The sequence below is a fragment of the Sodalis sp. C49 genome (assembly GCF_046352915.1).
Taxonomy (GTDB): domain Bacteria; phylum Pseudomonadota; class Gammaproteobacteria; order Enterobacterales; family Enterobacteriaceae; genus Acerihabitans.
On record NZ_CP163303.1, the window covers coordinates 2,725,365 to 2,739,305 of the forward strand.

Sequence of the window (13,941 nt, forward strand, 5' to 3'; positions counted from 1 at the left end):
ATTACGCGTTGTCGCCAAACCAACAGATATTGCGCGCGGCCATAATCAGCTCACCGGCTTTTTCACTACTCAGCCCTTCAATATCTGACAGGTCATCGACACCCTGTTCGGCAAGATCTTCCAGCGTACAAACACCGCGCTCCGCCAGCTTGAACGCCATTTCGCGCTCAAGCTCCGGTAGACTTAACAGGTCTTCAGCCGGCTTGCCCCCGCCGCGATTCTCTTCCTGCGCCAGGGCGAGCGTGGTCAGGGCGTTTTTCGCCCGCTCACGCAACGCTTCTACCATTTCTTCATCAAGCCCTTCGATTTCCAGCAGTTCCTTCATTGGGACATACGCGAGTTCTTCCAATGAGGAAAAGCCTTCTTCAACCAGTACCGTGGCGAATTCTTCATCAATGTCCAGATACTTGGTGAAGATATCGATGGCGGCATGGGCTTCGGCCTGATGTTTCTCCTGCAGATCCTCGACGGTCATCACGTTCAGCTCCCAGCCGCTTAGCTGCGAGGCCAGGCGGACGTTCTGCCCGTTACGGCCGATGGCCTGGGCCAGGTTGCCGGATTCCACCGCGATATCCATCTGGTGCTTGTCTTCATCGACCACGATGGAGGCCACGTCGGCCGGGGCCATGGCGTTGATGACAAACTGCGCCGGATTATCATCCCAGAGGATGATATCGATACGTTCGCCGCCCAATTCGCTGGACACCGCCTGTACGCGCGCGCCGCGCATACCGACACAGGCGCCGACCGGATCGATACGCTTGTCGTTGGTTTTCACGGCGATTTTAGCCCGTGAACCCGGATCGCGGGCGGCGGCCTTGATCTCAATGACCTCTTCGCCGATTTCCGGTACTTCGATACGGAATAATTCTATCAGCATTTCTGGGCGGGAACGGCTCACAAACAGCTGGGCGCCGCGTGCTTCCGGACGTACTGAATAAAGAACACCGCGGATACGATCGCCGGGGCGGAAGTTCTCGCGCGGCAGCATGTCTTCACGGCCAATCACCGCTTCGGCGTTGCTGCCCAAATCGAGGCTGATATTGTCGCGATTGACTTTTTTCACTACGCCGGTGACGATTTCGCCTTCATGCTGGCGGAACTGATCCACGACCATGGCGCGTTCGGCTTCACGCACTTTCTGGACGATAACCTGTTTAGCGGTTTGGGTCGTGATGCGGTCAAATACCACGGATTCAATTTCGTCCTCGACGTAACCGCCTAATACGGCCGCCGGATCTTCAAACTGCGCCGCGTCAAAGGTGATTTCGCGCGTCGGCTGCGTGACTTCATTCACGATGACCCAACGGCGAAAGGTTTCGAAATCGCCGGTTTTCCGATCGATATTGACACGAACCTCAATCTCTTGCTCGTATTTTTTCTTTGTTGCCGTAGCCAGTGCAGTTTCCAGCGCTTCAAAAATTTTTTCGCGCGGAACCGCTTTCTCATTGGAAACTGCTTCAACAACAGCCAGAATTTCTTTATTCATCCTAGTTGCCTCATTAAAACGTTAAAAGTGGGGTACCAGGTTCGCTTTCTGGATGTTGCTTAAAGCGAACACTTCATCTTTTCCTTCCACCGTCACCGTGATCATTTCGCCGTCAACCGTTTTAATGATTCCCTGCCATTTGCGACGGTTTTGCACCGCAATGCGCAAAACCACGCTGACTTCTTCACCGATGAACTGCGTATAATGCGCGGCGGCGAATAACGGACGATCGAGGCCCGGAGAAGACACCTCGAGGCTGTAGGCCACTTGGATCGGATCCTCGACGTCGAGCACCGCGCTGACCTGGCGGCTGACATCAGCACAATCATCGACGGTGATACCCTTGTCACTATCAATATAGATGCGTAACGTTGACTGCCGGCCCCGGATGAATTCTATGCCTACCAGCTCATAGCCCAAGGCTTCCACCGGTGCGGCGATCATCTCAGTCAATTTTTGTTCTAATGTGGACAAGCCCACCCCCAAGACATAAAAAAAGGGCTAAAAAGCCCAGTATTTCTGTAGTTTAATAACAAAAAACCCCGAAAATTCGGGGCTTTTTGCGACTGGGACCCTGTAAGCCGCAAAGCGGCTTTACAACATTCCATAGAATCTTTTTTCAAACGCCGCTGCGATATCAAACAGTATAACGTACTGGGCAGTATATTTGAAAAAGAACTCTAAGGGAAAGTGGTTGCGGGGGCCGGATTTGAACCGACGACCTTCGGGTTATGAGCCCGACGAGCTACCAGGCTGCTCCACCCCGCGTCTGAAAACGTTGCAAATATTACGCCGATAACCATAAAAAAGCAAGTTATCATTACATAACAAACGGTAACGTTGAGCAAAAGATCCCGCCAATCTCATGTATTTACGGCCTTTTAAGGGCCATAGCGTTTTTTTCCTAGCGGAAAATGACGCCGGCAAACCACCGATACTGCAACGCCTGGTAGAAACCGCACGCGGCTGACGTTAGCGATTGGGGAGGCAGAGTATTTCATAACACCGGCGGTCGGGCAAGCCTTCTTTCAGCGCGCGCCGACATCCGGTGATGGGAAGAGAGCGTCGACCCGCGGGCGAAAAGCACAGCGCGCGCGGCTATGCTTTTCCCGGCCAACCATCACAGGCAATACCGCGAGAGTCATGGCTTATCAAATAGCTTGCGCAGCTCTGCCACGCTCTTGCCGGCATCGTGGACCGTTGGTCCCGCGCGCCCAACCGGCGCATTAACGGCGCCGTTATTAACGCCCCCGGCAATGGTGGACTCAGTACCCGCCGTCCGGTCTGGAACCGCCACTGACCTGGCGTTGCTAAGCCATGGCGGACGCGGCGGGACCACCGGCTTTTCAGGCGCGCGCGCCGCAAAAGCCGGTTCGCCGGGCGGCGTGACGTTCCGGTGAAGCGCCGTAGGGGTAAACCAGGGCTTATAGGTATCCGTTCTGGGGTCATATGCCACCAGGCTATTGATCGCCGATTCGTACTTCGGCGTTACCAATGCCTTCCTCACCGACGGTTGGTTCAACTGGTCAGCGATAAGCTGCGCGGTGCGCATCTTCACGACGTTGAGCTTGTCGTTCACGGTCATTATTGCGCATAACTCAGCCAGGCTGCCGAAGATTGCTTTGGGATCCTGCAAAACCTCCCTTAGCGCGCCGAGTACCTCGCCGCTGTGGCTATCCCGGCTATCCAGGGTCAGCCCGGTAATGGTCATCGCGGTACCCGGGATAGTCTCCGGCTGCATGAAGCTAATGGTGTGTCCGGTAATCTTGATATTGCCGGAGGCAAAAAGGGGACTGCCGGGGTTATTGATTAAATAGTCCCTGATTTCTTTACCATTGACTGCCAGTGAATCGCCGTCATTCAGCAAGGGGCCGATAACATGGTCAGGCCGCACGGTCCTATAGACCGGCTTGGTGAGCATATCCCTAACGCTTGCATGGGAAGAGCGGCGCGCGGCGGCGGCTATCCTCTTGCCGGCGATGGCGAGTTTATCCAACAGACGCGCCATGCCATGTCCAACCGCCCAGGATGTTTGTTTAATACCGGAGCGCAGCGTCAGCAGTGAATTCTTTGCCCCGGAGAGTTTACCGACAAACGCGGAACCCATGTTTTTTAGCGCCCGCCCGGCGGCGGCGGCGTCGATTTTATCTTGCTCAGTGCGCGTTAACCGCTCTTGCCAACCCCTGTATTCCGGGGGCTGTTGCCCTGGCGTAAAGGATACTGTTGTCATTTTACTCCCCCACTTTTTCATTAAATGCTCGGATGCATTTTGGCGACAATACTCTTGGCGCGATCCGCCATCCCGGCCCAAAGCCGGCCATGTAAAATTATTTCGCTGCTAATTTCTCATATCGCATGGGCGTATAATTGTATAAATCGCTTATGGTCAAAGGAATGCCGGCACGGGAAAGAGGGGTGTCATTCAAGGGGGAAGATTAGGGTAACATCGAATTGAAGAAGGGTAAGCCTGTTTGCCCGCCGGTTTGACGGTGCTTAAAAAGCAAAAAGACGTCCAGCGACGTCTTCTATTTAAACTTGGTACCGAGGACGGGACTTGAACCCGTAAGCCCAATCGGGCACTACCACCTCAAGGTAGCGTGTCTACCAATTCCACCACCTCGGCACTGATTTTTTCACATCCGCTGCATTGCGCAACCAGTTATCTTTTTATCCGGCTGGTTACCGGTTATTTTCAGGTATTACTTAACGCCGTGACGCTATTGTGAGATACCGGCATTTCTGCACACCGACATCCCTGGACACCCGCACTTGGGCATACCAGCATTTGCTCACTCCGGCGTGTTTCTTTTCGCCCGTCGCTTCAGATAAAACGGTACCTATTACTGCGGGATATCGTTATTCGGTTTCGCCGGCGCTTCGGACGGTGCCTTTTGCGCTTGCGGAGCCTGGTTCAAATTATCCCACTCGCTGCCTTTCTGGCTGTGGCTGCCGCTAAGGTTGCCCAACACCAGACTGAGGATAAAAAACAGCGTTGCCAGCACGGCCGTCACACGGGTCATGAAGTTACCGGAACCGCTCGAACCGAACAGGGTCGCGGAAGCGCCTGCGCCGAAAGAGGCCCCCATATCAGCACCTTTACCTTGTTGCAGCATAATCAGCGCAACCAGCCCGACAGCTATCAACAGGAATATGACTAACAGAGCTTCGTACATAATCTTTTCAGTATCCTTGCGGGTTAAACCGCGCGTTAGGCTATGGCCCCAATCCGGTTGTCACAATCTCCGACTGGAGCGGGTGTGAATACTAACTAAAGCCGTTAAGTCGTGCAAGGGCAAATTGCGGCTAACGCGCTGATTGCGGAAAAAAACGTCATCCGCGCAGCGGGAAGCGCGCTTGCCCGCGCGCCATGCCGCTTAATCCGCCGCTTTTACCGCATCGGCAATAAGATGCGCCAGGCGGTTAACCTGTTCCGCATCCTCCCCCTCCACCATAACCCGGATCAGGGGTTCGGTACCGGATTTACGCAGCAGCACCCGGCCGCGCCCCGCCAGGGCTATCTCGACGTCCGCCTGCGCCTGTTTTACCGCCGCCGATTCCAGCGGATCGCCGATGCCGGCAAAGCGCACATTCACCAGGATTTGCGGCAGCAGACGCATGCCGCTGCACAGATCGTGCAGGGTCATATGATTGCCCACCATGGCGGAGAGAACCTGCAATCCGGCGATAATGCCGTCGCCGGTGGTGGTCTTATCCAGCAGGATCACGTGGCCGGAATTTTCCGCGCCGATGCGCCAGCCCTTCTCCTGCATTTTCTCCAGCACGTAACGGTCGCCTACCTTGGCGCGCACAAACGGGATACCCAACTGCCTAAGCGCCAGTTCCAGCCCCATATTGCTCATCAGCGTACCCACCACGCCGCCGCTGAGCTGGCCCTGGCGCAGTTTTTCCCGGGCGATGATATAGAGGATCTGATCCCCGTCCACCTTGTTGCCCAGGTGGTCGATCATAATCACCCGATCGCCGTCGCCGTCATAAGCAATGCCAAGATCGGCCTTGTCTTCCAGCACGCGCCGCTGCAACAGGCGCACGTCGGTGGCGCCGCACTCCTGGTTGATATTCATGCCGTCCGGCTGGCAGCCTATGGCCACCACCTGCGCCCCCAGTTCGCGCAGCACGCTGGGGGCGATGTGGTAAGTGGCGCCGTTGGCGCAATCCACCACGATTTTTAATCCCTTCAGGCTGCTGTTGCTGGGAAACGTGCCTTTGCAGAACTCGATATAGCGGCCCGCCGCGTCGACAATGCGGCTTGCCTTGCCCAGCTCGGCGCTTTCCACACAGGTCAGGTTTTTTTCCAGCTCGGCTTCGATGGCCTCTTCCACCGCATCCGGCAGCTTGGTGCCGTCGATGGAGAAAAATTTGATGCCGTTGTCGTAATAGGGATTATGGGAGGCGGAAATGACAATGCCCGCTTCCGCCCGGAAGGTACGGGTCAGGTAGGCAATGGCCGGGGTGGGCATCGGCCCGGTAAAGGCGGCGGACAATCCCGCCGCGGCCAGTCCCGCCTCCAGCGCCGACTCCAGCATATATCCCGAAATGCGCGTGTCCTTGCCGATAATGATTTTACGCGAACCATGTCGCGCCAGTACCTTGCCCGCCGCCCATCCCAGCTTCAGCACAAAATCAGGGGTAATGGGGCTTTCGCCGACCTTGCCGCGAATACCGTCGGTGCCAAAGTATTTATGGTTACTCATACAAATAGTGATTCCTTCGCTAAAAGAGTCGCGGTGACGATTTGCATCGCCTCGACGGTTGCCTTGACATCGTGGACGCGAATTATCTGCGCGCCCTGCATGGCGGCAATCACCGCGCAGGCCACGCTGCCGATAACGCGTTGTTCCGCGGGCGCCTGGGTAAGTTGGCCTATCATGGATTTGCGCGACATCCCCACCAGGAGCGGCAGGCCGAAATGATGGTAATCCCCCACCCGGGCCAGAAGGCGGTAATTATGCGCCAAATCCTTGCCGAAACCGAAACCCGGATCGAGCAATAGCTTGTTTTTCGGGATTCCCGCCGCCACGCAGTCGGCGATACGCCCGGCGAAAAAGCGATCTACCTCCGCCAGGACATCGTCATAATGCGGCGCCTGCTGCATGGATCGCGGTTCACCCTGCATGTGCATCAGGCAAACCGGCAGTCCGCTGTCGCGGGCCGCCTCCAGGGCGCCGGGATCGCGCAGGGCGCGGATATCGTTTATCAAATGGGCGCCCGCCGCCGCGCTCTCGCGCATCACCAGCGCGCGCGAGGTATCCACCGAGATTGCCACATCCAGCCGCTGCGCCAGCGCGCTGACGACCGGCAGCACGCGGTCAGCCTCTTCCTGGTCGCTTACCGGGGCAGCGCCGGGCCGGGTGGATTCCCCGCCGATATCAATCAGCGTCGCGCCGGCCGCAACCATGGCCTGCGCATGGGACAGCGCCGCGTCAAGCCGGCGATACTTGCCGCCGTCGGAAAAGGAGTCCGGCGTGACGTTCAGGATCCCCATCACCTGCGGGGAACCCAGATCGAGTACGCGCTGGCCAAGCTGAAGTTGCATACGATTTTCTCCTTTGAGCAATACGTGGTGCGAATCGGCGTCCTGGCGTCATCGTCGTTAAAAACGTAATGGGAAGAGGCCGGAATACGGCCGCGGGCATATCTTAGCATTGCGATGCGCAATAGGACACCGGCAGGAGCACAACGCGACCAGGGACGCGCGCCGGCCGGCCAGGCATAAAAAAGCCCCGGCTGCTGAGCCGGGGCTGTTGGAGGAGAGTACGGGCACCACGCTTTGTTTAGGCGCTTAGTTGTTGCCGAACTGCTCCGACATGGTGTTGCCGGTCGGGGTGTTGGGTTCATCCACCGGCGTCGGCGCTTTAGGCGTGCCGCCGTTGTCGGAGGAGTGATTGCTCGGCGAATCATCCCAGCCCGCGGGCGGACGCACTGCTTTACGGCCCATTAAATCGTCGATTTGCGGGGCGTCGATGGTTTCATATTTCATCAGGGCATCCTTCATCGAATGCAGGATATCCATATTTTCCATCAGCAGAGTGCGCGCCCGGGCATAGTTGCGTTCAATGAGGGATTTCACCTCCTGGTCGATAATACGCGCCGTCTCATCGGACATATGCTTGGCCTTAGCCACCGAGCGGCCCAGGAACACTTCGCCTTCTTCCTCGGCGTAAAGCAGCGGCCCCAGCTTTTCGGAAAAGCCCCACTGGGTCACCATATTGCGCGCAATGGACGTTGCCACCTTGATATCGTTGGACGCGCCGGTGGAAACCTTCTGCACGCCGTAAATGATTTCCTCGGCAAGACGGCCGCCGTACAGCGTGGAGATCTGGCTTTCCAGCTTCTGGCGGCTGGCGCTGATGGCGTCGCCTTCCGGCAGGAAGAACGTCACGCCCAGCGCGCGGCCGCGCGGAATAATCGTCACCTTATGCACCGGATCATGCTCGGGCACCAGGCGACCGATAATGGCGTGGCCCGCCTCGTGGTAGGCGGTGGATTCCTTTTGCGCTTCGGTCATCACCATGGAGCGGCGTTCGGCGCCCATCATGATTTTATCCTTGGCCTTTTCAAATTCCACCATCGAGACCACGCGTTTGCTGCCGCGGGCGGCAAACAACGCGGCCTCATTGACCAGGTTGGCCAAATCGGCGCCCGAGAAACCGGGGGTGCCGCGGGCAATAACCGACGGGTCCATATCAGTGGACAACGGTACCCGGCGCATATGGACTTTCAGGATCTGCTCACGGCCGCGCACATCCGGCAGGCCGACGACCACCTGGCGGTCAAAACGGCCGGGACGCAGCAACGCCGGGTCCAGCACGTCGGGACGGTTGGTCGCCGCGATAACGATGATGCCTTCATTGCCTTCGAAGCCATCCATTTCCACCAGCATTTGGTTCAGGGTCTGTTCGCGTTCGTCATGACCGCCGCCCAGGCCCGCGCCGCGCTGGCGCCCCACCGCATCGATTTCATCGATAAAGATGATGCATGGCGCGGCTTTCTTTGCCTGTTCAAACATGTCGCGCACACGCGACGCGCCGACGCCGACAAACATTTCCACGAAATCCGAGCCGGAAATGGTGAAGAACGGGACTTTGGCTTCACCGGCAATGGCCTTGGCCAGCAGGGTTTTACCGGTCCCGGGCGGCCCGACCATCAGCACGCCTTTAGGGATTTTCCCGCCCAGCTTCTGAAAGCGGCTCGGTTCACGCAGGTAATCGACCAGTTCGCTGACTTCTTCTTTTGCTTCGTCGCAGCCCGCAACGTCGGCAAAGGTGGTTTTGATCTGATCTTCAGTCAGCATCCGGGCCTTGCTCTTGCCGAAGGACATCGCCCCCTTGCCGCCGCCGCCCTGCATTTGACGCATAAAAAAGATCCAGACGCCTATCAGCAACAGCATCGGGAACCAGGAAATAAAGATCGAGGCCAGCAGGCTTGGTTCTTCCGGCGGCTCACCGACGACTTTAACGTTCCGGGTCAGCAGGATATCCAACAACTTGGGATCATTGACCGGGATAAACGTGGTATAGCGGTTACTGTCTTTCTTGGTAACGTTAATTTCACGTCCGTTAATACGCGCTTCCCGAATCTGATCCTGATTTAATTCAGACATAAAGGTAGAGTAATCCACCTTACGGCTATTGGACTCGCTGGGCCCGAAGCTCTGAAATACAGACATCAGCACTACTGCGATGACCAACCAGAGAATCAGGTTTTTCGCCATGTCACTCAAGGGATTAACCTCATATTACAACGGTGTTAACAATTAGCGTAGGGTACTATAATTTGCGCCCTGTCGCCACAATGTACACTTCCCGCGATCGTGCGCGCGAAGCGTCTGGCTTACGAATCTTTACCTTCGTAAATAGGGAGCGAATTTCCCGCAGGTATTCATCAAAACCTTCTCCCTGAAAGACTTTAACCAGAAAACTGCCGCCAGGTGCCAGTACATCCCGGCACATCTCCAAGGCCAATTCGACTAAATACATGGCCTTGGGAATATCAACGGCCGGCGTGCCACTCATATTAGGGGCCATATCGCTCATGACCACCTGTACTTTGCTTTCGCCTACCCTTTCAAGCAAGGCCTGCAGCACCAGCGGGTCGCGAAAGTCGCCTTGCAGGAAATCGACGCCCACGATGGGATCCATGGGGAGAATATCACAGGCGATGATACGCCCTTTCTTGCCAATTTGCGTGGCGACATACTGCGACCAGCCGCCGGGCGCGGCGCCGAGATCCACGACAGCCATATCCGGTTTGAACAGTTTGTCGCCCTGCTGTATTTCTTCAAGTTTAAACCAGGCACGCGAACGCAGTCCTTTTTTTTGTGCCTCGAGAACATATTTATCGCTAAAGTGTTCCTGTAGCCATCGACTGGAGCTTCCAGAACGCTTTTTGGTGGTCATCGTGTTTTCCAACTATCCTGAAAGAGTGCATTTGTGATGGGATGCGGGCACTCGTGCGCCAGATACAATCACGACCGATTTGGTGATAACCATGAGATGGCGGTAGAATGTACCGTTTTCAATCCCAACGTAAGCAAAAAAGACAAATGAATCTTAATAATAAGCAAAAACAGCACCTGAAAAGCCTGGCTCATCCGCTAAAACCGGTCGTCATGCTGGGCAATAACGGCCTGACCGAAGGCGTGCTGGCAGAAATTGAACAGGCTCTTGAACATCATGAGCTCATCAAAGTGAAAATTGCCGCGGAAGAACGCGAGACCAAAACGCTTATCGCGGATGCCATCGTGCGTGAAACCGGCGCCGTTAACGTGCAGGCCATCGGCGGCGTCCTGGTTCTGTACCGGCCGGGTAAAGACCATAAAATCACTTTACCGCGCTGAATACACCTTTTCTGCTGAAAAGGTGCCATGTTCCCCGATAGAGGAAAAGGCCGCTTACGGCCTTTTTCCTTTCTTTACAAATCATCTCATTCCGCTTTTTCAGCGTATTAAAGATATTCTATCTGCAAAATCTCATATTCCACATCGCCGCCGGGTGTCCGGATCAGGGCGATATCGCCGACTTCCTTGCCGACCAGACCCCGCGCCATGGGGGAATTGATGGAAATAAGATTTTGTTTAAAATCGGCCTCGTCGTCGCCAACGATGCGATAGGTCTGCTCGTCTTCGTTTTCCAGGTTCTGGATAGTGACCGTAGCGCCAAAAATCACCCGGCCGCCGGCCGACATCTTGGTGACATCGATAATCTGCGCGTTGGACAGCTTCGCTTCGATTTCCTGGATACGGCCTTCGCAGAACCCTTGCTGATCGCGCGCGGCATGGTATTCCGCGTTTTCCTTCAGATCGCCGTGCGCGCGAGCCTCGGCGATGGCCTTGATAATTTCCGGGCGGCGGACGCTTTTCAAAAACTCGAGCTCTTCCCGCAGCTTATCGGCACCACGCAAAGTCATCGGAATTGGTGTCATGGCAATACCTCTAAATGAATACATCCTGCTAAAATAGTCGCCGTCCTGACGGTACTGAATGTTGTCACGGCGTAGCCGTTTGCGCTACCACCTAAGCGAAAAGCAAAAAAAACCGCACCTGGCGCAACGAGCCTGGTCAGTCTTGGTTTGCATTTTGATACGTATTTTAACCCAGAGTTCCCGATGGGTCATCGTTTACTTTAACCCTGTTTGCACCGTAGTATGGCACCACGTTACTTTGCCGTTGCACAATATTATGCGTTTTGTAGGAATACTCACAGGATTGACCGGCGTTATTATGCTGTCCGCGCACGGCGCGCCGGTGGAAAATTATACGGAACTGTTACCCGACGGCGCCAACTTGGCATTGATTGCACAAAAAATCGGCGCCCCCACGCCGGCCATTGATTATCACAGCCAGCAGATGGCCCTGCCGGCCAGTACCCAGAAAGTGATCACCGCGCTGGCGGCATTGTTGCAACTGGGGCCGGCCTATCGTTTCAGCACCACCCTGGAAAGCGACGGCACGGTCGGCAACGGCGTGCTGCGCGGCAACCTGATCGCCCGTTTTAGCGGCGATCCGACCCTGGGGCGCCAGCAGTTGCGCAATATGGTCGCCGAACTGCGCAAGCAGGGCATCCGCCAGGTTTCGGGCAATCTGCTCATCGACACCTCCGCCTTCGCCAGCCACGACAAAGCCCCGGGATGGCCGTGGAATGACTTGACCCAATGCTTCAGCGCGCCGCCGGGCGCGGCCATCGTCGATCGCAACTGCTTCTCCGTTTCGCTCTACAGCGCGCCCAAGGCCGGCGATAATGCGTTTATCCGCGTGGCCTCGTATTACCCGGTGCAGATGTACAGCCAGGTACGCACCCTGGCGAAAGGGTCCCCCGAGGCACAATATTGCGAGCTGGACGTGGTGCCGGGCGAGCTGAACCGCTTTACCCTGACCGGCTGCCTGCCCCAGCGTGCCGAACCCCTGCCGCTGGCGTTTGCCATCCAGGATGGCGCAAGCTATGCGGGAGCCATCCTGAAAAGCGAGCTGAAAGAGGCGGGTATCGAGGTGGGGGGCACCCTGCTGCGTCAAACCGTTCCCGGCGCGCCGGGCAAGATACTGGCGCAGACGTATTCCGCGCCCCTGCATGATTTGCTACGGGTGATGCTGAAGAAATCCGATAACATGATTGCCGATACGGTATTTCGCACCATCGGCCGCGAGCGTTTCAAGGTGCCCGGCACCTGGCGCGCCGGTTCGGACGCGGTACGGCAAATCCTGCGCCAGCAGGCCGGCATCGATCTGGGCAATACCATTATCGTCGACGGTTCCGGCTTATCGCGCCACGATCTGATTTCACCGGCCACCATGATGCAGGTGCTGCAATATATCGGCCAGCATGACCAAACCCTGGATTTCATCTCCATGCTGCCGCTGGCGGGATATGACGGCACGCTGATGTATCGCGCCGGGCTGCACGAGGCGGGCGTGGACGGTAAAGTCTCGGCCAAAACCGGCTCGTTGCAGGGGGTTTATAACCTGGCGGGCTTTATCACCACCGTCAGCGGCCAGCGCATGGCTTTTGTGCAGTATCTCTCGGGATACGCGGTGCCGCCCGAGGATCAAAAGGCCAGGCGCATTCCCCTGGTACGTTTCGAAAGCCGGTTATATAAAGATATCTATCAAAACAACTGATTGGCGCCCCCCTCGTCCATAAAAAAACGCCCCCCCGCAAACAGCGGTAGGGGCGTTGTAGCGGCGGTGAGGCCGCCCGGGCGCGTATTAATGCAACCCGTGCAGGATCGCGGCAAATCCAGAACCGTCAGCGGTGATAGATAAATTCCACGCCTTCTTCATCATCTTCGTCCCAATCGTCATCGTCCAGATCGTCCTCTTCAGCGACGATCTCGGTTTTTTCCAGCTGTTCGCGGTGATAGTCATCCCACATAAACTCAACCTTGACCGGGGCGGCGGCCTCTTCAGCCGGCAGATCGTGGGGATGGCTGTTAATGAAGGCCATCACGTCCCAGCACAGCGCTTTAACGCCCTGCTGGCTGGCGGCGGAAATAATATAAAACTGTTCCTGCCAGCCGAGCGCCGCGGCTATGGCCTTGGCCCGGCGATCCGCTTCTTCGGGGTCGAGCAGGTCGATCTTATTAAATACCAGCCAGCGCGGCTTGGCGGCCAGCTTTTCACTGTAGCGCTCAAGCTCCTTGACGATGATCCGGGCGTTTTCGATGGGATCCGATTCATCGATGGGGGCGAGATCGATCAGGTGCAGCAGCACCCGGCAGCGCTCAAGGTGTTTCAGGAAACGAATGCCCAGGCCGGCGCCTTCGGACGCGCCTTCAATCAGGCCGGGGATATCGGCGACCACAAAGCTCTGCTCATTATCCATGCGCACCACGCCAAGGCTCGGCACCAGGGTGGTGAAGGGATAGTCGGCCACCTTGGGTTTGGCGGCGGACACCGCGCGGATAAATGTTGATTTGCCGGCATTGGGCAGCCCGAGCATGCCGACATCGGCCAGCAGCAGCAGTTCGAGCTGCAGTTCGCGGTTTTCGCCCTTGGTGCCGTCGGTTTTCTGGCGCGGGGCGCGGTTAATGGAAGATTTAAAGCGCGCGTTGCCCAAGCCGTGGAAACCGCCTTTCGCCACCATGACGCGTTGCTCATGGCGGGTCATGTCGGCCATGGTTTCACCGGTGCCCTGGTCGAGGATACGGGTGCCCACCGGGACTTTGATGGTAATGTCCTTGCCGCGTTTGCCGGTGCAGTCCCGGCTTTGGCCGTTTTGACCGCGTTCAGCGCGGAAGGATTTTTCGAAGCGATAATCGATCAGGGTGTTCAGGTTCCGGTCCGCCAGCAGATAGACATCGCCGCCGTCCCCGCCGTCGCCGCCGTCAGGACCGCCGTTAGGAATATATTTTTCCCGCCGGAAACTGACGCAACCGTTGCCGCCGTCGCCCGCGACCACCACGATGGCGGCCTCATCTACAAACTTCATGGAAACTCTCCG

13 protein-coding genes and 2 tRNA genes are annotated in these 13,941 nt (G+C 56.8%); 3 read left to right on the forward strand and 12 right to left on the reverse strand.

Annotated features, from left to right (window positions below; all coding sequences use genetic code 11):
- Position 1 precedes the first annotated feature (1 nt).
- From nusA to ABUK12_RS12325, 5 genes are all read right to left on the reverse strand, one after another.
- Complete coding sequence (gene nusA, locus ABUK12_RS12305; RefSeq protein WP_410016511.1) at positions 2–1,489, reverse strand: transcription termination factor NusA; 1,488 nt, start codon at positions 1,487–1,489, stop codon at positions 2–4.
- A 21-nt stretch (positions 1,490–1,510) separates the two neighbouring features.
- Entirely contained in the window at positions 1,511–1,963 is a 453-nt protein-coding gene (gene rimP, locus ABUK12_RS12310) for a ribosome maturation factor RimP (protein ID WP_410016512.1), read from the reverse strand.
- 217 nt (positions 1,964–2,180) lie between these two features.
- A tRNA-Met gene (locus ABUK12_RS12315) sits at positions 2,181–2,257 on the reverse strand.
- 373 nt (positions 2,258–2,630) lie between these two features.
- Positions 2,631–3,800, reverse strand: a complete 1,170-nt coding sequence (locus tag ABUK12_RS12320) for a hypothetical protein (RefSeq protein ID WP_410016513.1) — start codon at positions 3,798–3,800, stop codon at positions 2,631–2,633.
- Positions 3,801–4,025: 225 nt separating this feature from the next.
- Positions 4,026–4,112: transfer RNA gene (locus ABUK12_RS12325), tRNA-Leu, on the reverse strand.
- Between ABUK12_RS12325 and ABUK12_RS12330 the strand changes: the two genes are divergently transcribed.
- Positions 4,087–4,215 carry a hypothetical protein gene (locus tag ABUK12_RS12330; RefSeq protein WP_410016514.1) on the forward strand — a complete coding sequence of 43 codons (129 nt, stop codon included), beginning with the start codon at positions 4,087–4,089 and terminating at the stop codon, positions 4,213–4,215. The two genes, ABUK12_RS12325 and ABUK12_RS12330, sit on opposite strands and share 26 nt — an antisense overlap.
- 114 nt (positions 4,216–4,329) lie before the next feature.
- Here ABUK12_RS12330 and secG read toward each other — a convergent pair whose 3' ends face one another.
- From secG to rlmE, 5 genes are all read right to left on the reverse strand, one after another.
- On the reverse strand, positions 4,330–4,662 hold the full coding sequence (gene secG, locus ABUK12_RS12335; protein WP_410016515.1) for a preprotein translocase subunit SecG: 333 nt from the start codon (positions 4,660–4,662) through the stop codon (positions 4,330–4,332).
- Between the two features lie 201 nt (positions 4,663–4,863).
- Positions 4,864–6,201: a phosphoglucosamine mutase gene (gene glmM, locus ABUK12_RS12340; RefSeq protein WP_410016516.1), complete on the reverse strand. Its 1,338-nt coding sequence runs from the start codon at positions 6,199–6,201 to the stop codon at positions 4,864–4,866.
- Positions 6,198–7,043, reverse strand: a complete 846-nt coding sequence (gene folP / locus ABUK12_RS12345) for a dihydropteroate synthase (RefSeq protein WP_410016517.1) — start codon at positions 7,041–7,043, stop codon at positions 6,198–6,200. Before folP ends, glmM begins: the two co-directional genes overlap by 4 nt.
- 246 nt (positions 7,044–7,289) lie before the next feature.
- Positions 7,290–9,221, reverse strand: a complete 1,932-nt coding sequence (gene ftsH / locus ABUK12_RS12350) for an ATP-dependent zinc metalloprotease FtsH (protein ID WP_410016518.1) — start codon at positions 9,219–9,221, stop codon at positions 7,290–7,292.
- A gap of 55 nt (positions 9,222–9,276) precedes the next feature.
- Positions 9,277–9,906, reverse strand: coding sequence for a 23S rRNA (uridine(2552)-2'-O)-methyltransferase RlmE (gene rlmE / locus ABUK12_RS12355; RefSeq protein ID WP_162364079.1), 630 nt, complete (start codon positions 9,904–9,906; stop codon positions 9,277–9,279).
- Between the two features lie 146 nt (positions 9,907–10,052).
- On the opposite strand from rlmE, the gene yhbY reads away from it, so the two are divergent.
- Entirely contained in the window at positions 10,053–10,346 is a 294-nt protein-coding gene (gene yhbY, locus ABUK12_RS12360; RefSeq protein ID WP_162364080.1) for a ribosome assembly RNA-binding protein YhbY, read from the forward strand.
- 107 nt (positions 10,347–10,453) lie between these two features.
- Here the strand turns inward: yhbY and greA are convergent, their stop codons facing one another.
- The gene (greA, locus tag ABUK12_RS12365; protein WP_410016519.1) at positions 10,454–10,930 is read right to left on the reverse strand and encodes a transcription elongation factor GreA; all 477 of its coding nucleotides are present in this window, start codon (positions 10,928–10,930) and stop codon (positions 10,454–10,456) included.
- A 256-nt stretch (positions 10,931–11,186) separates the two neighbouring features.
- On the opposite strand from greA, the gene dacB reads away from it, so the two are divergent.
- Positions 11,187–12,620, forward strand: coding sequence for a serine-type D-Ala-D-Ala carboxypeptidase (dacB, locus tag ABUK12_RS12370; RefSeq protein ID WP_410016520.1), 1,434 nt, complete (start codon positions 11,187–11,189; stop codon positions 12,618–12,620).
- A 127-nt stretch (positions 12,621–12,747) separates the two neighbouring features.
- Here the strand turns inward: dacB and cgtA are convergent, their stop codons facing one another.
- Complete coding sequence (cgtA, locus tag ABUK12_RS12375; protein ID WP_410016521.1) at positions 12,748–13,929, reverse strand: Obg family GTPase CgtA; 1,182 nt, start codon at positions 13,927–13,929, stop codon at positions 12,748–12,750.
- Positions 13,930–13,941 lie beyond the last annotated feature (12 nt).